This window comes from Sphaerospermopsis reniformis (assembly GCF_005402885.1).
In the GTDB taxonomy this organism is placed as follows: domain Bacteria; phylum Cyanobacteriota; class Cyanobacteriia; order Cyanobacteriales; family Nostocaceae; genus Sphaerospermopsis; species Sphaerospermopsis kisseleviana.
Genome location: NZ_BJCE01000020.1, coordinates 1 through 20479 on the forward strand (window position 1 = coordinate 1; position 20479 = coordinate 20479).

The 20479-nt window shown below is 38.5% G+C and carries 22 protein-coding genes; 8 read left to right on the forward strand and 14 right to left on the reverse strand.

All coding sequences use genetic code 11. The features are described from left to right. Positions 1 to 251: hypothetical protein (locus tag FFR48_RS04865; RefSeq protein WP_162501844.1), on the forward strand; the 251-nt coding region annotated here is incomplete at its 5' end. Here FFR48_RS04865 and FFR48_RS04870 read toward each other — a convergent pair. The 5 genes from FFR48_RS04870 to FFR48_RS04890 all read right to left on the reverse strand — a co-directional run bounded on the left by FFR48_RS04870 (position 220) and on the right by FFR48_RS04890 (position 3676). After that, the gene (locus FFR48_RS04870; protein WP_137666548.1) at positions 220 to 801 is read right to left on the reverse strand and encodes a CPBP family intramembrane glutamic endopeptidase; all 582 of its coding nucleotides are present in this window, start codon (positions 799 to 801) and stop codon (positions 220 to 222) included. The genes FFR48_RS04865 and FFR48_RS04870 overlap by 32 nt on opposite strands. An 88-nt stretch (positions 802 to 889) precedes the next feature. Then, entirely contained in the window at positions 890 to 1930 is a 1041-nt protein-coding gene (locus tag FFR48_RS04875; RefSeq protein ID WP_137666571.1) for a DUF3326 domain-containing protein, read from the reverse strand. 139 nt (positions 1931 to 2069) lie between these two features. Further along, entirely contained in the window at positions 2070 to 2252 is a 183-nt protein-coding gene (locus tag FFR48_RS04880) for a DUF8621 family protein (RefSeq protein WP_137666549.1), read from the reverse strand. Between the two features lie 115 nt (positions 2253 to 2367). Continuing rightward, on the reverse strand, positions 2368 to 2685 hold the full coding sequence (locus tag FFR48_RS04885; RefSeq protein WP_137666550.1) for a 2Fe-2S iron-sulfur cluster-binding protein: 318 nt from the start codon (positions 2683 to 2685) through the stop codon (positions 2368 to 2370). A gap of 109 nt (positions 2686 to 2794) precedes the next feature. Next, positions 2795 to 3676: a hypothetical protein gene (locus FFR48_RS04890; RefSeq protein ID WP_137666551.1), complete on the reverse strand. Its 882-nt coding sequence runs from the start codon at positions 3674 to 3676 to the stop codon at positions 2795 to 2797. Positions 3677 to 3715: 39 nt separating this feature from the next. Between FFR48_RS04890 and FFR48_RS04895 the strand changes: the two genes are divergently transcribed. The 3 genes from FFR48_RS04895 (at position 3716) to FFR48_RS04905 (ending at position 5556) form a co-directional block, all read left to right on the forward strand. After that, a complete protein-coding gene (locus FFR48_RS04895) occupies positions 3716 to 4618 on the forward strand; it encodes a metallophosphoesterase family protein (protein WP_199291035.1) in 903 nt (300 codons plus the stop codon). 256 nt (positions 4619 to 4874) lie between these two features. Continuing rightward, positions 4875 to 5264 carry a type II toxin-antitoxin system RelE/ParE family toxin gene (locus tag FFR48_RS04900; RefSeq protein ID WP_137666553.1) on the forward strand — a complete coding sequence of 130 codons (390 nt, stop codon included), beginning with the start codon at positions 4875 to 4877 and terminating at the stop codon, positions 5262 to 5264. Then, positions 5251 to 5556, forward strand: coding sequence for a helix-turn-helix domain-containing protein (locus FFR48_RS04905; RefSeq protein WP_096572218.1), 306 nt, complete (start codon positions 5251 to 5253; stop codon positions 5554 to 5556). The genes FFR48_RS04900 and FFR48_RS04905 overlap by 14 nt, the downstream gene beginning before the upstream one ends. A 208-nt stretch (positions 5557 to 5764) precedes the next feature. Here FFR48_RS04905 and FFR48_RS29995 read toward each other — a convergent pair whose 3' ends face one another. Further along, positions 5765 to 5887, reverse strand: a complete 123-nt coding sequence (locus FFR48_RS29995) for a hypothetical protein (protein WP_268932406.1) — start codon at positions 5885 to 5887, stop codon at positions 5765 to 5767. 280 nt (positions 5888 to 6167) lie between these two features. Here FFR48_RS29995 and FFR48_RS04910 point away from each other — a divergent pair, with 280 nt between their 5' ends. Then, complete coding sequence (locus tag FFR48_RS04910; protein ID WP_201277575.1) at positions 6168 to 6848, forward strand: NACHT domain-containing protein; 681 nt, start codon at positions 6168 to 6170, stop codon at positions 6846 to 6848. 150 nt (positions 6849 to 6998) lie between these two features. Continuing rightward, positions 6999 to 7412, forward strand: a complete 414-nt coding sequence (locus FFR48_RS04915; protein WP_137666555.1) for a hypothetical protein — start codon at positions 6999 to 7001, stop codon at positions 7410 to 7412. A 214-nt stretch (positions 7413 to 7626) separates the two neighbouring features. Here FFR48_RS04915 and FFR48_RS04920 read toward each other — a convergent pair whose 3' ends face one another. After that, positions 7627 to 8466, reverse strand: coding sequence for a prephenate/arogenate dehydrogenase (locus FFR48_RS04920; protein WP_137666556.1), 840 nt, complete (start codon positions 8464 to 8466; stop codon positions 7627 to 7629). 84 nt (positions 8467 to 8550) lie between these two features. Here FFR48_RS04920 and FFR48_RS04925 point away from each other — a divergent pair, with 84 nt between their 5' ends. Then, entirely contained in the window at positions 8551 to 9144 is a 594-nt protein-coding gene (locus FFR48_RS04925) for a DUF1517 domain-containing protein (protein ID WP_137666557.1), read from the forward strand. A 70-nt stretch (positions 9145 to 9214) separates the two neighbouring features. Continuing rightward, positions 9215 to 10099: a hypothetical protein gene (locus FFR48_RS04930; protein WP_137666558.1), complete on the forward strand. Its 885-nt coding sequence runs from the start codon at positions 9215 to 9217 to the stop codon at positions 10097 to 10099. Positions 10100 to 10449: 350 nt separating this feature from the next. On the opposite strand, the gene aroF is transcribed toward FFR48_RS04930, so the two are convergent. From aroF to FFR48_RS04965, 7 genes are all read right to left on the reverse strand, one after another. Further along, on the reverse strand, positions 10450 to 11508 hold the full coding sequence (gene aroF, locus FFR48_RS04935) for a 3-deoxy-7-phosphoheptulonate synthase (protein WP_137666559.1): 1059 nt from the start codon (positions 11506 to 11508) through the stop codon (positions 10450 to 10452). A 349-nt stretch (positions 11509 to 11857) separates the two neighbouring features. Then, positions 11858 to 12328, reverse strand: a complete 471-nt coding sequence (locus tag FFR48_RS04940) for a PAM68 family protein (protein ID WP_137666560.1) — start codon at positions 12326 to 12328, stop codon at positions 11858 to 11860. 12 nt (positions 12329 to 12340) lie between these two features. Next, the gene (rpsO, locus tag FFR48_RS04945) at positions 12341 to 12610 is read right to left on the reverse strand and encodes a 30S ribosomal protein S15 (protein WP_096572226.1); all 270 of its coding nucleotides are present in this window, start codon (positions 12608 to 12610) and stop codon (positions 12341 to 12343) included. Positions 12611 to 12812: 202 nt separating this feature from the next. Beyond that, entirely contained in the window at positions 12813 to 13616 is an 804-nt protein-coding gene (locus FFR48_RS04950; RefSeq protein WP_137666561.1) for an SDR family NAD(P)-dependent oxidoreductase, read from the reverse strand. 79 nt (positions 13617 to 13695) lie between these two features. Then, complete coding sequence (locus FFR48_RS04955) at positions 13696 to 15213, reverse strand: thioester reductase domain-containing protein (RefSeq protein WP_137666562.1); 1518 nt, start codon at positions 15211 to 15213, stop codon at positions 13696 to 13698. A 2-nt stretch (positions 15214 to 15215) separates the two neighbouring features. Further along, positions 15216 to 16886 (reverse strand): PfaD family polyunsaturated fatty acid/polyketide biosynthesis protein, encoded by a 1671-nt coding sequence (locus FFR48_RS04960; RefSeq protein WP_137666563.1) that lies wholly within the window; start codon positions 16884 to 16886, stop codon positions 15216 to 15218. A gap of 267 nt (positions 16887 to 17153) precedes the next feature. After that, entirely contained in the window at positions 17154 to 20474 is a 3321-nt protein-coding gene (locus tag FFR48_RS04965) for a PfaB family protein (protein WP_236103993.1), read from the reverse strand. Positions 20475 to 20479: the final 5 nt, after the last annotated feature.

Below are 20479 nucleotides of genomic sequence, written 5' to 3' on the forward strand. Positions count from 1 at the left end.
AACCGACCGTTGTCAATCGTGACAGAGGATGGTGTGCTCCATCGACGGCTTACGACACACTACCTGCTCCTCAATCCCTAACTGCGACACCGTTCCCAATTCCCCCTTCACCAGTCACCAGTCACCAGTCACCAGTCACCAGTCACCAGTCACCAGTCACCAGTCACCAGTCACCAGTCACCAGTCACCAGTCACCAGTCACCAGTCACCATTCCCCTGCTATAATTGCCGAATTTTCCACAGATAGCTAGATAGCCAATTTGTCAGGATATGAGCCATTATTGGTACTAACAAGTTGCTACTCAATAAGGCGCTATATGCCAAGATGATACCGATAATAGTTGCCCAAATTACATAAGGCCATTGTTCAGCACCACTGAGATGTAATACTCCAAAACAAAGACTGGAGACCATGACGGCTACATGATCAGCGCCCAAAGCGGGTAACATGACACCGCGAAATAATAATTCTTCACTTAAACCCGGTAACAGCCCCAGCCAGAGCAAGTCTGGTAAAGCTAACGGTTTAATTACCATTTCTAGGTAATAATCTGCGCTTTTGCGATAGGGAGGAGAGAAGCGATAAGCTAAACCACTAAAAACAGTGATGACTAAACCCAAACCCAAACCCAAAAATAAATCCTGGGGTTCCCAGTACAACTTAAATAGGGCAACGTTACCAAAGCGCAGCCACAATTTGGCGGCTATCCATAAAATAATCGCTGTTGCGCCCATAGCTACCAGGACTTGGGTGCGTGAGAGTTCAGGAATTTCTGGTTCTTGCTTTTGTTGTTCTACCACAGGCGTTTAAATAATGAGGACTGGACTGGGGACTGGGGACTGGGGACTGGGAGCAGGGGGAGAATAACTAATGACTAATGACTAATGACTAATGACTAATGACTAATGACCAGGGATTAATACCTGCTTTGTGGGCGACTAAGACACCGACTGCTTCTAAATATGAGTTTACCTTTATAGATTTTATTCCTAACGCTGGGGCAGGAACTTGTATTAAAGTTTTATTTTCTGTAACAGTTATTATTTGGCATTGTTTCTGGCTTAAACTTAGTAAGGTACTACTCCCACAGGCGTTTGCTGGTACTATAACGGCATCTACTTGATCTGCCCAAATGTCTGCTTGTAAAGAATTGATAAATTCTCTGTTGACGATAAACTGAGGGGCGCGACTTAAACCGACAAGGACGCATGATAAAAAAGTATAACCTATTTCTTCGGCGGCGGAACGGGGGGATAAGTGGGGATCTGGGGGTGCTGGTGCTAGGGCGGGTGCATGGGCGCAAGGTATTTTAAAAGTTCGCACTAATAAATGACTAATTACGGCTTCTGCACCTGCTAGGGGATCAACGCCTTTTCCATGACGGTAATTTTGCGTTGCTTGTTCATCTATATTATCGGGAAACCGGGCTACTACTGCGATCGCCTCTGCTTTCTCTTTTTTAATCAATTTTTCTGCTGCCCGCAATAAACTGTCTGGGTTGCCGATTGTTCCCCAACTGGATCCAGATGAGGATATACGTAATTCTACGTTTAATGGGGCATCTGTAATTACATGATTTGTAAGATTTAGTCCTAGTGTGGCTCTGGCTGCGTCTGCTGTTTGCAGGTGTCGCAGCATTAATTCTGGTTCTAGTCCTTGGTCTAAAAGTAAACCTACTCGGTTACTATGCACGGGTCTTAAACCCCATTCTCCAGCGGCAAATTTATCTAAACCATATCCTTCTACATAGAAAGAGTTGGGAATGTTCCAGTATAAACTTGCACCGTTGAGGACATTGGGATGAGTAATCAGGCGATCGCACACCTGTGATATAACTCTAGCTACTGGTAATGCGTCACCTGCATAACCACCTATGGACGCGCCTATGCCGGTAGGTATAATTAAAATTGCTGTATATGGGCGTTGCATCATGGCATTATGAATTATGTTTCCGCGCAATCTCCGTCAGAAGATACCGCAGGGTAGGCACACAGGAGCAAAGGCGCAAAGTTGCTGGTTGTAAATTTCTCAGTTTTTTCATGCTCATTCAGCAACGCCTTAATCTTAATTATTCAGCGTTTGCTGTGGTGACAACTGCTTCTACTGTGGCTTTTTCCTGTTCTGTATCTACGGAAGTAACCGCCCAGCGCAGGGGTTCACCTTGTTTTTTTAATTCCGCTTCAATAGCTTTTTGTAATTCTGTGGGTGTTTCTTGGAGATCGATTTCGGCAGTAATAAAATGAGTGGTCATGATGGTAAAATATAGGGTTTTGATTATTTCTAGAATACAGCTATTTTGGGTGATTGGTGATGGGTAATTGGTAATTGGTAAACATTGATTACTTAATTACCCATTAAACGGTTGACTAACTTTTACCAAATTGCTTCTGATAAACTACTTCTTCTTTGTCTGTTTCGATTTTTAAATCAGAAAGAGGTTTAGCTACACAAAGTAAAGCATAACCTTGTTTTTGCAATTCTGGACTTACACCCATTCCCTCAGATTGATCTACGCTTCCTTCAGTGATCAAAGCAGCACAAGTTGTACAAACTCCAGCATGACAGGAAGCTGGTAACTCTAAAAGTTTTGTTTCTGCAACAGCTAAGATGGTTTCATTGTCAGGAACTTGCAAATTATAAATTGTGCCTTGGTGGTTAATTTCGACGGTGTAAGTTTTGGTCATATTTAAAAGAGGAGTCTTTCAACTGATAAATTACCTATTTTATCTCATAAGATGCAAATTTCACAATGGTTACTTTTAACTACAAATTTTGCTAGTCATGAATCCTGATTCATGAATGTTTACTAAACATGATCATTTCATTACCCACAACGGGACTACGTGCAATTAATTTATTTTCAGCATCAACAAGTTGTAAATGTGTAAAATCTAGTTCTTGAGAGCGTTTTAATATATCCGCTGCTAATTGTTGCTGTTGTGATGGTTCTAAGGTGTACCAATCATCACTAATTCTTATGGTTAAGTCGCTGGTGCGAAAATTAGCTTGGATTGATTTTATCAGATTAATAGCAATATTTTCATCTTCTTTGGTTTGTACGGAGATAACGGTAATTTCCGCAAGTTGCTGTTCTATTGCTGCTATTAAAGCTTGTTCTGGTGTTAATTGTACTGCTTCTGGTTCTGGTGTAGGTTCTGGTGTGGGTTCTGGTGTAGGTTCGGGGGTAGGTTCTAGTGTAGGTTCTGGTGTGGGTTCTGGTTCGGATGTGGGTTCTGGTGTAGGTTCTGGGATAGGTTTGGGTGTGGGAACTTCTGCAACTAAAGGAATATCTGGGGGAATGGTTGCTACTTGAGTAGGTTTGGGAGTCAAGAAAGCTGCTGTAACCCCGACTATCACCACTGCAAAAATAGCAAAAATTGCGTTTAAGGTAAAATCTGATACATTATTAGCAACTTTGGATGGTAAAAACAAGCGGAATGTTTGTAAAAATTTATCCCATGCTAATAAAACCCTTGCTAAAAGATTAGGTTTTTTTTCAGTAGTTGGAGGTGGTTCTGTTTCTAGTTTGACTACTGTATTTTCTAAAATTCCTATTGTTCCTCGGAGAAATTGAATTATTGCTGTTTTCCAAATTGGTTGATTTTTTTGGTAAGGTTGTGGAGCAGGTGGAGTTTTTTGTTCTTTTCTGGGTTTGCGTTTTCTATCTTGTGACATATAATTGATGTTGATTTGTTGATTTATTGATTTATAAATATGAAACGTCGGGAATTTTTAGTTTTAGGTGGTCTGAGTGGGTTGTTTTCGGGTTTGTTTGCTGGTAAGTTTGTGAATAAAAATCTTAAAAATCCTTTTTTAGAAACTGCTATAGCTGCAAATTCCAACCAAAAAGATTTGTTATTGCGGTTTGTGTCGGTTGCGGATACGGGAACAGGTGCTAAAGGACAGTATGCTGTTGCTAGGGCGATGAATTTTTATCATCAAAAAAATCCCTATAATTTAGTTATTTTAGCTGGTGATAATATTTATAACAATGGGGAAATTGAGAAAATAGGGGCAGTTTTTGAACGTCCTTATCAACCTTTGTTGAAAAAAGGTGTGAAATTTCATGCTTGTTTAGGTAATCACGATATTAGAACTGATAATGGTGTTCCACAGGTAAATTATCCTGGGTTCAATATGCAGGGAAGGTACTATACATTTATTAGGGATAATGTACAGTTTTTTGGTTTAGATACTAATGGGAATGCTGACTGGAAAAATCAGCTAATTTGGTTAGATAAAGAATTGAGTTTAAGTAAAGCTGCTTGGAAGATTGTATTTGGTCATCATCAGATTTATGCTTCTGGTGTTTATGGGAGTAATGCGAATTTTATTAAGACGTTTACTCCTTTATTTCAAAAGTACGGTGTGCAACTTTATATTAATGGTCATGAACATCATTATGAACGCACTCGTTCTATTAATGGTACAACTTATTTAACTTGTGGTGCGGGTGCGGGAAATCGTTCTGTGGGTCGTTCTGAGTGGACTGAATATTCTACAAGTAATTTGAGTTTTGCTGCTTATGATGTGTATGCAGATAGAATTGAGGTGAGTGGTATTGGTACTAATAATCGTGTTTTTGATCGGGGTTTGATTAGGGTGAAGGGTGTTTGATAATAATTGTTTGAATTAGGATTTTCAGGATGTGATTTTGTCAGAATCAGGTGGTTATCGAGCGAAGTCGAGATAATGTCCAGGATTTAAGGATTTTTAGGATGTGTTTTTTGATAAAATGCTATTTGAGTTGCTTTGATTAATTTGTAAACAGATATGCTATAATCATGAGCTATAGCAGAAGGCTAGAGTGAAACCCTTGCTATTATCAGTTGTTAAGGATTAATAATTTCATAATAATTCTGGCTACAGCTATATGAATAAAGAATATATAATTTATGTTGGTTCAGTTTTTCAGTTGGAGTGGTATTTTGATGAACATGGTAAAAGTGAAGCTCTGGAGTATTTTAATCAACTATCCGAACAACAACAATTAAAATTTTTATTTTTAGTGAAAAGAATTGGTGATTTTGGCAAAATAAGTAATAAAGAGCAATTTCGTAATGAAGGAGATAAAATTTACGCTTTTAAACCACAACCAGATAGATTTTTATGTTTCTTTTTTACTGGTAAAAAAATTATTGTCACTAATGCTTTTCAGAAAAAAACACAAAAACTACCCAACAATCAAAAAGAGAAAGCTATTCAATATATGAATGCTTTTATTCAACGTCATGAGGAAGGAAAATATTATGAAGAAGAATGAACAGTTATCAACTTTTGATAGAATGATGCAAGATGATGATTTTCAAGCTAAGTTTGCATCAGGATATCAGGAGTTTTTACTATCTGAATTTTTAGTTTCTATCATGGAAAATGATCATATTTCTATTGAACAATTAGCTAAAGAAGTTAATCTTTCTCCTGCTGTTATTCAAGATATTTGTTCTGGAAAGAAAAATGATATTAACTTTAGTAAGTTTTTGCAAATAGTTCAATCTTGTGGGTTTCGTCTGGTTTTAGAGAAAGGTGATGATCGTATTCCTCTAGGTTTGTAAATCTGATTATTCATTTTATCAATTTGTCTGAATCAGGATATCCAGGATTTCAGGATTTTCAGGATGTTGAATTTATTAATACCCACATACTTCATATCCCGGACTTCTTTAAGAAGTCCGGGATCTAGTATTTTGTCTGAATCAGGATATCCAGGATTTAAGAATTTACTGTTGTGGGTTACGCCCTCATTAACCCACCCTACTATACTTATAGTAATTTGTAAATTATTGCTCCTGTGGATTTATCGTTGGTAATTTCCATGAGTCCATCAGTACAAATAGTTTCTAAAATTGAGCGCACTTCTGAAGTAGGTTGAGCAAGTTCAATCACTGCATCAGTGAGTGATATACTACCACCTTTACTTTGAGCTAACTTTAAAAGTGTGACAACATCATTTTTGGCTGAAGGTGCAGGTTTGATTTGTCCTTGGGGAAACTGTTGTTGTGGTAGTTGAATATTAGAAGAATGATAACCTGATTCTGGTATTTGTCCATCAAAATTATGGAAACTTCTATCTGAGGTTTTTAAAGAAGATATTAAACAAAGTAATGTTCATTCTATTTTAGAAAATCAAGCTGCATCTACTATCTACAATTATGGTAATTCTTCATTGATTATTAGTAAGCCTAATATAAATAAAAGCCGTATCAATATCTGTAGAGAAAACTCCCAATCTTTAGAAGATATACAAAATCAATCATCTTCTTCGCAAAACCAAACCCCAATAATTGACCTTACAAAAGCACCAGAATTAAACTATAAATATGGACGCACTTCAGAAATTGCCACTCTCAAACAATGGATATTAGAAAATCACACTAGACTAATCACAATTTACGGATTAAGTGGAATTGGTAAAACCGCCTTAACACTGAAATTAATCTCAGAAATTACCACACAATTTGATTATATTATTTATCGCAGTCTTGATAATCTTCCTAAACTGATAACTGTTAAAAACGAACTTAAACAATTCCTTTGTCAATCCCTATCAAAACCATTACCTGAAATCCTAGATTATTTTAAATCATCTCGTTGTTTAGTGATCATGGATGACCTAGAGAATATTTTTCAATTTGGTAACTTCGCAGGTCAATATTTAACAGAATACAAAGATTATAGTAAATTTTTCCAACAAATTGCAAATTCATATCATCAAAGTTGTGTAATTTTAATCAGTTGGGAAAAACCCGCAGATATCGAAACCTTAGAAAATGAAAACCAACATACAAAAACATTACATCTGCAAGGTTTAGGAGAAGATGCTAAGAGGTTGTTTGAAAAGTTTTAGATGGTGACTTTATACACTTGCAGATCCCCCCTAACCCCCCTTAATAAGGGGGGAAATAGAATTAAAGTCCCCCTTTTCAAGGGGGATTTAGGGGGATCTAAAATTTTTGATACATCATGAGGGACTTTTCAAACATCCTCTAAAGACATCTTGAAAGAAAAAGGTTTAAAAGATGATGAAAAATGGGAAGAATTAATCAAACTTTATCAAGGTCATCCTGGTTGGTTAAATATTATCACATTAGCTATTAAGGAATTATTTAATGGTCAAGTTTACCAATGTTTAATAGATGAAGATGAGGTATTTTTAGGAGATATAGAATCACTATTAGAAAATCATTTAGAACATTTGTCAGAATTTGAATATCATATAATTAATTGGTTAGCAAGACAAAATGAAGCGATAGATATTTCTCAAAAACCTACTGATTTGGAATTATCAAATGCTAGATTTATCAAAGTTTTACAGTCTTTAAATCGTCGGTGTTTGGTGGAAAAGGTGCTAATAGAAGAGAAGGTGAAATTTAAGGTAAATTCTTTATTCAGGATATATCTCAATAATTAATATTATGGTTGATTGAAAAGATTTTATTATCTGCGTTTATCTGCGTTCGTATCCTGAAAACCCTCAAATCCTGGACATTCTGATTCAGACAAAATTCAAATTATCTCAACAAGCAACAAAATTACATAAATTTGATGTTTATAAAACCCGTATAGTAGTCAGGAGTTAGTAGGGGTTTAGTAATGCTAAACCCGTACATAATTCAGGATATTATCTATTCCACAAATTTAGGACGATTTTGTTGATTTAACTTGAGCTTTTGCTCTAAAACTTCCCAGTTTTCCTGTTCAATCACGTTAATAAATATGTCGAGGTTTTGACGATATTGATGTAGTGAATTGATTAATGCTTGACGATTATATTGCGCCATCATCACCCCTAATTCTGGATTACCAGCACCAACGCGGCTGGTATCTCGAAATCCTGAACTAGCAAGGTTTTGGGCTAATTGAAAAATTTCTGGATCGGTTTCACCCAAACAAGCAGCCATCAAAGAGGCGCTAACCATCACAGGTAAATGGGAAATCCAACTCACAGCCCGGTCGTGTTTTTCTGGCTGACAATGATAGATAATAGAACCAAGCGATCGCACAATTTCCTCTAAAACAGTAATGGCAGTAGTTGGGGTTGTTTCTATTGGTGTGAGTACATAAGGTCGATTCACAAATAAATTGCGCTGTGCGGCCTCTATACCCACATCTGTATTTCCCGCCATAGGATGACCGCCAATAAAATTCTTCCATAGAGGAGAAATTGCATTGACTATAGGTGCTTTTACTGAACCTACATCAGTTACAATAGTAGTCTCAGGCAAATGAGCAACCAACTGTTCAACTTGAGGCACAATCAGTCCTATAGGAGTACAAATAAACACAACTTCAGCACTAGCTAACAAACTCAAATCAATTGATGCTTGATCGACACTGCCAATATCAACAGCTTTTTGACAGGTTGATTCACGACGGCTAACTCCTAAAACATAATGTCCTTGGGAACGTAAATCAAAACCTAATGAACCGCCTATCAGTCCCAGTCCTAAAATACCAATTTTCATTTTTGCCTTTAACAACTAAACTTTGAAATATTATCTGTATTTCTGACTCCTGCTATAACTAAGAAAATTATATGGAGAAGAAAAATGAGCAATTTTTTTAATAAAATGATGGGTAGAACTCGCTATGTAGTTTGTCGTCTATTTGTGCATTTAGCCGGCAGTGAAGTAGCACCAATTTTAGGAGTTTTAAACCGCGCCGCAAGAGAAGCGATTGAAGCTGACGGTGATTTAGAAGTTTTGGGCGAAGGATTAGTAGAAATTTGTGAAACTTTGCTCAGATACGATCAATACTGGCTTTCAGCAGCTAATGAAGGAGATGTTTTTTGGAATGAAGGAGAAGCGGGAGATTATGTCAATGAATTATTTACCGACTGCGCCCAAAGATACGGCGCTGAATTTGATATTAGTTCTTCCTCTGGTTTCGATCAACCTTTATCTATTCCTGTAACGCGCAACGTAGTCATCATGGTGACAGTGGCTTATGAAGGAGAAGTACCAGAATTAGAAACAGACCTTTCCAACATCCAAGCCTTAAAAGAAGGATTGAAAGCTTTCATCAACTTACACTACAACCATAAACTCCGAGCTATCCAAGTGCATTTCTCACCAGCCCAGCTAGGAGACGAACTCACAAACGATCAATTGTTGCAGTATTTTCCAGAATTGATCCCATTGTAACTTGTTGTTACTCTTTAGTTATCACACCTAACATCGACAATGATAACTAACACATAAGGACAATTATCTAATGATCAGGACTATAATGCGTAAACTAACAATTTTTTGTTTAGCACTAAGTTTGTGCTTGACAAGTGTCGCCTGTGGGGGAGGAAACCAAACTACATCTTCTACTCAAAGTAGTAGCCAAAGTAGTAGCCAAAGTGCAACCCCCACCAAATTAAATGATGGACGGTACGACGTACAACAGGCTACTTACAATGATGCTAATGGGGAGTATACGCTGTTTTTACTTGGTAGTCAGCCGCCTACCTTTAGCACAGAAAAGTTACAAATGGCTCGGTTGACAGATGAAGAACTCAAAGCAGGTAAAAAAACCTATCTCAAAGTAGAAAATAGTCAGCCAGCCTTATATCTGACAGAAGACTTTAAAATTGAGTACGTTCACAACGTCACCGAAACCAAAACCAATCCCCAAACCGGACAACAAGAAACCGTAATTGTACGTCAAGAATCTAACTTCTGGACACCTTTTGCTGGAGCTTTAGCTGGTAACATAGCAGGTCAAGCTATTGGTAGTCTGTTATTTAGACCTCAATATTATGTACCTCCCGTTTATCAGCCCGGTGGAATTATGACCGGTTATGGTGGATATGGTTCTAGCTATGATGCAGCCGTTTCCAGTTATCGTTCTCGGTATAATGAACCACCCGCAGCCGTAAGAAATCGTACAGCTTTCCGCACTACAGGTTCGATCAGAAACACAGGGGGTTCTACTTCTACCACAACCCGCACGAATACAGGTAATAGAGCAACAGGTTCAGGTTTTGGTAGCAGTAATCTCCGTCCTTCTGGTAATTCCAGTTCTACTCGCCGTAATTCTGGTAGTAGTTTTGGCAGTGGCCGTTCTTCTGGTAGCCGTTCAGCCGGTTTTGGTAGCAGAAGAAGAAGATAATTTATAGGAGGCAGGAGGCAGGAGGCAGGAGGTAAATATTTCTTCCCATCTCCCCTCACAAGGGTAGGTATTTTACATTGTCGTGAGGGCAAGACTTGGAGGACAAGGCAGACAAGGTGACAAGGGAGGAAATACGTAACAAGAATGTACAATTGGTAACAAAAACTGACGCTCAACAGACCTTGTACTGAGCAAAGCCGAAGTACATTTTTTGTATAAAATCTTCCTTGTCTACAATACCTCCTTGTCTTCCAGGTCCTGCCTCAACAGATAATATTAAAAACCTATCCCTGTGAGCATCTCCCCATCTCCTCATCTCTACTGTCACCTGTCACCTGTCACCTGTTATATTACACAATTGCCAATGCAGGTTGTGGCCAACGACCGACGGCTTTACCAATAACTGCTAATTCTGACATGAGTTGATCAAAGCTGTCTGGTGTTAAAGATTGGGGTCCATCGGATAAAGCCTTGGCTGGGTTGGGGTGAACTTCAATCATTAAAGAATCTGTACCAGCTGCGATCGCTGCCATTGCCATTGCAGGTACAAACTCAGCCCAACCCACACCATGACTAGGATCAATCATAATCGGTAGGTGAGTCAGTTTTCTTAATACAGGTACAACAGACAAATCTAAAGTATTGCGCGTATACTGACGGTCAAAAGTTCTAATTCCCCGTTCACACAAAATCACATTCGGATTACCAGCAGCCAAAATATACTCAGCGGCCATTAACCAATCTTCAATAGTTGCTGCCATTCCCCGTTTTAAAAGCACTGGCTTAGATTGCGCCCCTACTTGTTTTAAGAGAGAGAAATTTTGCATATTTCTCGCCCCTACCTGAATCACATCAGCAACTTCGGCGATTTTTTCCAAATCTCCAGCGTCCATCACCTCAGTAATGATTCCCAGTCCACTGACTTCCCGCGCCTTTGCTAACAACTCCAAAGCACTTTCACCGTGACCTTGGAAAGCATAGGGTGAAGTTCGGGGTTTGTATGCACCACCACGCAGGAACTTAGCACCAGCCGCCTTAACCCGCTGTGCAGTTTCCACAATCATGGTTTCATTTTCCACCGAACATGGTCCAGCAACCACAACTAAAGGATGATGTTCACCAAAAATTACAGGACCATCGGGAGTATTTACCACCACCTCAGAAGCTTCACCGTGGCGGAACTGACGACTAGCGCGTTTATAGGGTACTTCCACCCGTAAAACTTGTTCGATCCATTGACTGAGTTCTTGAATTTGCAGGGGATCTAAATCCGCCGTTTCACCTACTAAACCTATTACTACTTTATGTTTGCCAATAATTTTTTCTGGTGTTAAACCCCAGTCAGCTAATTCTTGAGTTAAACGATCTATTTCTGCCTTTGGGGAGCCAACTTTCATTACAACAATCATCTTTAAATCCCCTTATTTCTAAACTATTTTCAGTTATTAGTCATTGGTTATTTGTTAGCTGTTTATATTTCTCCTGACTCCTGACTTCCTGTACGGGCGTTCGCGAAGCGTGCTGGAAGCATCAGCATTCGGGCGACCAATTATCAATTTTATGAAAAAGCTATTTTCCGAATGCTTCGCCCCTACGACTCCTGAATCCTGTCACCTAATATGTTAATCATTAAACAAAAAAATAAACAAAAAATGTAGCGCCAGGTACTTTGTCTGCATATTGGGTATAAATCAGATAAGAGTCATTTCCTAATTTACCCAATATGGCAGTTATCTCAAGATACCTGAGCGCCGTTGATCAGACGTTCTTTTTGCGTGTTTCTCGCCAACCTTCGACCATTCTGCCCCAATTGGTACTAAATTCACCAAAACCTAGTAAAGTACCAGGTCTTTCTACATCCCAAGAGGCGGAAAGTACACCGTAGGTTATGCCTAAAACCCCTAACCCAAATAATCCCATATTCACCAATAATACTGCGATGGGAGGTAATTGGACATGAGCGTAACTGACCAACAAATAGCTGACCACCAGAGTAGTAATACCTAAAGCCGTAGGTATCCCACAAAATGCAGCGACTCTGCGGATCATCCGCTGGCTGACCACTTCAGGAATCGCCATTTCCTCTTTCGTGTAAGGTGGTTGCTGTGGCGACTTTTGATTAGATTCCTGTGTTTTTACTATCGGTTGAGTTTTAGTTTTTACAGGTTTTTGACGCTTTTTATTTGGCTCAAAAGGTAAATTACTGCGTTCTGATCCTTCAGCAGACATAAGCAATAATTCCTAACCACGAATGCCCAGGCGAGAAATCAAAGCCTGATACTTTTCCCGGTCGTTTTTGAGAACATAAGCTAAAAGACGCTTGCGCTGTCCGATCATCTTTAATAGTCCTCGGCGGGAGGAGTGATCTTTTTTGTTAGCTTGCAGGTGTTGGCTGAGGCGGTTAATACGATCAGTCAACATAGCGATTTGGACATCCGCAGATCCGGTATCGGTTTCGTGTACTTGGAAGCCAGAGAGAATTTCTTGTTTGCGCTGTTGCGTGAGAGCCATGATTGATTAAACTTCGATTTTCGCTAAATGTATGCAGCAGTCTCTTATAATATCACAGCAATCAAAGTCTGTGGTAATTTTAGGTGATTGGTGACTGGTTATTGGTGATAGGGTTATTTACCTCCCCATCTTCCCCCTGTTCCCTATCCATGACTTTCGTTCTGTTTTGCGTAAGTCCTGAAGTATTTAATCGAACTGAATATTAGTTATTTTCTTGCATACTTCTAACAATTTTTGTCACCATCTTTCGAGGAAAAAATCTGACACTTTTCGCCAGAATTTGATTTAAAAGTCCGGGAATAACTATAGTTTGACCGCGCATTAAGGCATCATATCCCATTAAAGCCACAGTTTGAGCATCCATCATTTTTTGACCTTTCAACAATTTAGAATCTGCCATTCCTGTGCGTTCATGAAATGCAGATACAGTTGAACCTGGACACAAAACAGTTACTGTTACACCTGTACCTTCTAACTCATTAGCAATAGCTTCAGAAAAGGATAAAACATAAGCTTTAGTGGCAAAATAAACCGCCATTAAAGGACCAGGTTGAAAAGCAGCAGCAGAAGCAACATTTAATATTTTCCCCCTACCTTGCTTAACCATATTTTTGAGAAATAACTTAGTTAAATGAGTCAAACAAACTAAGTTAACCTGCAACATTTCTAATTCATGATTCAAGCTGGTTTCATTAAAAAAACCATAAGTACCAAATCCGGCATTATTCACAAGTACATCAACTTGAATATTATCTTGTTGCAATTCTGTAAAAATTTCGTTGGGAGAAGTATGTATAGATAAATCTTTAACAATAGTTTTGACAAGAATATTAAATTTCTCCTTGAAATCAATAGCGATTTCTAAAAGTTTGATTTCGTTTCTATCTACTAGGACTAGATTGTAATTCTCAGAGGCAAATATACAGGCTAATTGGTAGCCAATTCCACTTGCTGCTCCAGTAATAAGAGCAGTTTCTTTACACTGTAATTGACCTTTGATGTTCATATTATAAACTGGTGTTATTCACCTAAAATTATTAGATTGTAAGGTGGGGAATGCCCACCCTACTTTTTTAAGACTATAATTATGCGAGAGTCAGGAAACCTGTTTGCATTAAATAGGAGGTGTAAGTGATTAATAATTGTGAGTCAATTTGCGGACAAACAATAGAACTTCCTTTCAATGCTTCCAGGGTTTCTTCACAGCTAATAATTGGTCTTCTTGCTTGCAAATACAAATCAGGAATGGTGATTTGTTCATCAGACCAACGCTCTAATAAAAAGGGTTTCAGGGTGTATAATGGATTCTCTTGGTCAGTGACATTATTGATTAATTCATTTTGCCATTGTTCGTAGGGAATCATTTCTAATTTAAAGCCAAAGGTGCGTATCCATTCCACCAATGATTTTAAAGAAGCGGGTTGGGGATGTTGCAAATGGAAAGCTTGACCAATGGATTTTTCCTGTCTAGATAAGTAAACTACTGCTTTACTTACATAGTCTACAGGGGACATATCCAACATATAATCTACATCGGGAAAACATCCCATTTGTAGACAACCTTTAATCATTAAATTGATAAAATCATGGGTGTTACAAATCCCAGTTTGGCTATCTCCAGCAATTAAAGGTGGTCTGTAGATTGTAATCGGTAATCCTCTGTCACCAGCAATTTTAACTAACTTCTCAGCTACCCATTTTGTTTGAGAATAACCTAAGAAAATACCTTGCCAATCATCAAAGCTATCTTGTTCTTTAACTACCTTACCAGCGTAAGCGGTAGATTCAAAAACAGCAACGCTAGAAACGTAATGTACAGGTTTAACTTTGGTTTTGCAAGCTAACCTTAAAACTTCCTGAGTTCCTAATACGTTTGCTGCTTTTAATGCCGAATAAGGATAAACATAATTCAGCAAAGCACCACTATGATAAATGGTGTCAATATTGGCAGCTAAATTGTCAAATTGTTCTGCACTAATGCCTAAAAGTAGTAACGATAAATCACCAACAATAGGTATTAAACGCTCACTATATTGATCATCCCAAATGGCATACTGTTGGAGATTTTTGATTAATTTGCTCTTAGCTTCGGCAACATCAGCAGCACGTACCAAACAATAAATAGTTGCTGGGGTTTCTGTTAGAAGTTCCTTAATAATAAACGCCCCTAAATAACCAGTCCCCCCTGTTAAAAAGATGTTTTTAGGATTGGTAACAGCAATCGCATTATTACCCACTGGTTGAATAGTGGGATCTAGTACCACTTCCACACCTAAATCTAAAAATGGTACAGGAATATTGACATTATTAACAGTACCATTGCTGGAGTTTTCTAACTGGGCATTTTCGGGATTTTCTTCTGATAAACGTTGAGAAAGCGCAGCGATGGTGGGATAATGCCACAATAAAACCGGAGAGGGTTTAAAACCTAGTAAATTTTCTAATTTACTAATAATAATCATAGCTTGGGCAGAATCCAAACCATAATTTTCTAGATGTTCTTGAACGTCAATTTCTTCTGGTGTTGTCCCTAGCACTTCTGCTAAGTTAGACACCATAAAATCTTGAATTTGAGCAGCACTATAAGTAGTTGTTAAACTCATGTTTACATCTCCAATTTAGAGTTAAGAGGTTGATATTGACTGTAAAAACTGGGAAGTTGCAAACCTTGGAATTTTAGGTTTTGAATACGATATAAAAAGGCAGTTCCTAACATAATGTGATTGGCGACATCAACAACATGACGGTTTTGAGGTGCTGCTAAATAAGAACCTTTTACCCAGTCGTTAAAACTGCCCATTGCAGGACCGCACCAAATTTGATAATCTACTTCTCGACCTTTTTCACCGCTACTTGACCAACGAGAAGATAAACCTAAATACCAACGAAAAATTAAAGCCATTTTTAATTTAGGGTTATTAACAGCTTTACCTAATTTTTCCGGGTTTTTCTGTGATAAATAAGCGGCTGTTCCTTCCCAAACTTCGGCGATAGTTTTACGGAAGATTTGTTTTTCTAACTTCTCTCTTTCTGCTTGGGGAATATCTTCAATTGAGTCATAACTGCGGTATAATTCATATAGTTTTTGCGCCCGCATGGGAAACATTGTTCCCCGTTTTAAGACCTGTAATTTGACTCCCATTTCAAACATATCAGCAGCAGGAGCCATCATCATATCTGCCATTTCTGCTTGTGCTAATAACTTTTTGGTGTATTCACAAGCTCCCGATTCTATGCAAGATTGATTGATAGAACCAGTGACTATATAAGCCGCACCCATCATAAATGCAGCTAGGGCGGATTCTGGTGTACCAATGCCTCCTGCTACTCCCACTCTAATCGGTTTTTCGTAATTATATTTACCTTGAATTTCGTCCCGCAAACTAATAATTGAAGGTAGTAAACATACGAGGGGACGATTATCTGTATGACCGCCAGAATCAGCTTCTACGGTAATATCATCAGCCATTGAAACTTTGCTGGCTAAATTTGCTTGCAGTTCGGTAATTAATCCTTGGGCAAGTAATTCTTTAACCATTTTTTCTGGGGGTGGCTGCATAAATTTGGTAGCAACTTCACGCCGAGAAATTTTGGCAATGACTTTATTTTTGATTTCAATTTGATGATTAGAATTTAAACTTAATCCGGCAATGCGATAATAAACAATGTTAGGAGTTAAGTCTAAAAATGCTGATGCTTCGACAGTGGTAACGCCATATTTTAAGTATAATTCTACGGCGCGACGTTCTATTGCTGGTTCGTTGGGACTGTGAATTAAATTAAAAGCATAAGGTCCATTGGGTAGGGCAGTTTGGATGTTTTGAATGGCTGTTTCTAGGCGTTCTGGAGGTAAACCACCTGCACCAAATGAACCTAAAAGTTGTTGTTTTCCTAGTGCAATGACCATTTCTTCGGATGCTATTCCCCCAGCCATTGCACCAGTCATGTAGGCATATTTTACATTATAGGTGGAGAGGAAAGAGCGATCGCCAAATTGTTGCAGTTCTAATGCTGGTAATGATATTAATAGTTCTGCTTGTTCGGATGCACCGTTGTTAGCAGGTGTTAAATATCCGTCGTTGGTTACGCCAATGTTACCTGCTATTTTGACTATATGACAGGGTTTTTCTAGGGTGAGTAGTTTTTGTTTGATGGCGTTTTGTTCAAAGGCAATATAATCTAATGAACCTCTCCAAGCTTGGGTTTGATGTTGGGAAATGTGGGAGAAGGTAAGTCCGTTGTTGGGTTTGTTGAGTACCGTATTAAATGTTGTCACGGTAGTTATTTCCTCAAGTTATCAAGGTTTTTAGTAGGTTGGGTTGACGAAAGGAAACCCAACATTTTGCTTACAAAGATTTTGTTTCGCGCAAAGATGCTAAAGAGCAAAGAGGCAAAGGAAGAAAGGAAGAAAGGAAGAGAATAAAGCATTAATTTTTTTCTCTGCGTTCTCTGCGCCTCTGCGGTTAGTTATTCAAAATTCAGGTATTCTAACAGTAGGATAGGATTAATTTCTACCATCTTACTGATAGCTGAATGCTAACTATTATTTTTCCTGTTGCAGTAAGTTTTGAGCGCAAGCTAATTGCAGTTTGATAATTTCGCTCATTTGTTGGCTGAAGTCTTTTCTAGCTTCTAAAAAGCTGGTGTGTGCTTTTGTTAATTTGGAGTTGTTATTGGTCAGTTTTTGATACTGAGCTATTTTTAAATCGTTCATGTGAATTTTACGAGGTAATTTTTTAGGTGTGGGTTTTTGAGTGCAGGTTAATTCTGAAAAGTTTAATGCTTCTTGGGGTTGAAAACGGTTATCCATGAGCGGTTTTATGGCCGTTTTTTCTGGTTCTGGGTAAATGTCTTGGGGTTGAATTTGGTAAGATGGTTTGAGAGAGTTAATGATTTTATACTCTCGATAATTGGTGTTTGATTCCGGTTTTTGATGTGTATCTTTTTGGAACAGTTGGCGGTTTTCTGCTTTTAAAATTTCGGCCGTGATAGAGTTGCCACCTAGTGTTACTTTTCTCAATGTTGCTTTGTTTTGTTTGGTGGTTGCTAGGGAGAGGTTATACAGGGGAGAAATATCTAATTTAACTCCATGACTGAGCAGTTTTGCTAATGCCTTGACTATTGATGTATGGTCATCTAAGCCACGACGATTTAAGGATACGTTAATGTGTTCTTGGTTGCTGAGAATTTTATCTATCCACCGTGAACAAATACCACCAGCACCAGCTTCAATAAATACTTTTGCACCGTCTTGATAAACTCGATTGACTAAGCGAGGAAAGTCTAATTCCTGACATAATCCTTTGGCGATATTATGGGCAATTACTTCACTTTCTAAGGTAATTGGTTGATATTCTGCCGCAGAATAACAGGTAACTCCGGAAATTTTTTGTGCTGGTAAGTTGTTGAGTCGGAATAGTTCTGGGTATTCTGACTGCATCGCTGGAGCGTGAATAACGTGGTCAAAAGGTGCAGGAAAAGCGTTACATCCTAATTTTTTGATCACTCTTTCACACGCTGCTGGTTCACCGGCAATTAATACTTCTTCTCGTGTATTAATTTGGGTGAGGTAGACACGATTTTCACCTTTTAAAACTTCTCTAACTTGGTCAGGTGTAGACATTAAAACGTAGTTACTCCACAAATTATTATCATGATTTGCGGAATTTTTTGGTAGTCCCCAATACTCTCTGACTGCATTTTTTTGTCCTGATAATCTATCACCAAATAATGATGATGAGTTGAAGGTGTTACTTCCTTGATAGAAGTTGCTCCAAACTCCTTGGGCAACCATCATACTGGTTTCACCTAAGCTATAACCAAAGATATATTTGGGTTTAATTTGGAAGTCATCGCTAATAATTGTGGTGATGAATCTCGTAAAGAGCATTTCTGCTTCAAACATAGCCAGAGAATCATCTAACAATTTCTTTTCTAGTGTTTCTAGTTCTCTGGTAGTTAGTTTTTTCAGACTTCTGGGAAATACTAATTTTTCAACATCGGCTGCCCGTTTGTACAAACTTTTAACAATTACGTCATCAAAGGCTTTAGGAAATAGTCGGAATAATGTCCGTCCAATTCCTACATAAGTGTTAACAGCCGCAGGATAAACAAAGGCAATTTCGCCATTTTTTCCTAATGGTTTGGGTGTAAAATAACTACCAATGGGTGTCACCCAATCTTTGCCATTTACAAAGGCATTGGTTACACCTTTTTTGGCAGAATTGATTTCTTTGAGGAGTTCTTTGTGGTTGCGTCCGGTGATAGATAAGGTATAATTGGCGTTAGGTTGTTGTTGAAAATTGATAAATGTTTGACTGGCTGTGGTTTTCAAACATTCAGCAGTTTCAATGGTTTTTTCTAGGTTATTTAACGCAGTTAATAAGCTAGTTTCATCATTTCCATTGATAGGAAAAAGATGATAGGGGCGTGATTCTAAATATCTGCTATTGCGTTCTTCCTGTTGGGTTTCTTCTGATAAAATAACGTGAGCAAAAGAACCGTCACAACCAATACTGTTAATAGCAGAAATTCGACATTTGACCTCTTTTTGTAAAAACCAAGGTCGAGACTCGGTAGCAACATAAAAGGGGCTTCCTTCCCATACTTGCGGTGTTTTCACACCTGACCAGTTGGGGGTTGCTGGTATATATTTATAGTACAGACTCAGGGCAGTTTTGATTAAACTGGCAATACCAGAAGCCACGAAAGTATGACCAATATTAGCTTTGACGCTACCAATGGCACAGTGTAAACCATCTCCCACCGAAGGATAAGCTTGCAGCATACCCTGAATTTCTGCTTCGTCCTCTTGGGGTATGCCACTACCGCAGACTTCTAAGTAATTGACCTCTTGGGGTTGGATGCAGGCTTGTTTTAATGCTTGTTTGCAGACTTGATTGATGGTATCTGCATTTATCGCCATTGCAGGAGATTGACCAATACTTAAACCATCAATGACTGCATAGATGCGTTGATTGTTTTGCAATGCGGTATCATGTCTCTGCAAAACTACCGCACCTGCACCTTCTCCCACATTCCAACCGTCTGCATTTTGGTCAAAACTGAGGGTATTTATGCCTGTATTTAGTTTACCAAATTGACTTCTCAGGAAGACATTTTCTACACCCCCAGCTAAGTCAACAGCACCTACAACTACTGCTTCAACTTCGTGAGTTGCTAATAGCATTTCTGCTAATTCTAAAGCTTTAAAAGTGGCAGTTTCTACGGCGTTAATAGTGAAGGATGGACCAGAGAAATTCCACAAAGAAGAAACTCGACTGGCCATGATATTGCCGACATAACTGAGATATTCGCCAATATCAACTTGATGGTGAATGCTATCTTTTACTATGTTTTCTAGTTGGGTGATTTTTTCTGGTGGTAAGGCAATTTCCGCAGCATTCAAACCATCTTTTAATTGCCAAGAAGAATTCCACCGTTGTTGTAATTGATGTACAGATAATTCTATATCAGCGGCGATAATGACAGCGACATTACTATTAGGTTGAATGTTACCATCTTTGAGGGCGCGATCGCACACTTTTAATAGTAAAGTTTGCTGCGGGTTGAGTTGTTCAACTTCGTTGGGCGGAATTTTGTAAGCTAATGTGTCAATTTCAAAATCTTTAATGTATGCACCGTTGGGTACTGTTCCTGCTTCTAAACCGTAACCTTGCAATAATTTTTCTTGTTCATTAATCCCATGCCATCTTTTTTCAGGTAAGGGAATAAAATGTTGTTTTCCGTCGTAAATACTGCCCTCAAAGGCATCTAAACCATCACATTCCCCAAAAAAGGCATCCATGCCCACAATCGCCATTTTTGCAGCCATTTGCGCGTTCATTCTTTCTTGATTATTCATTATCT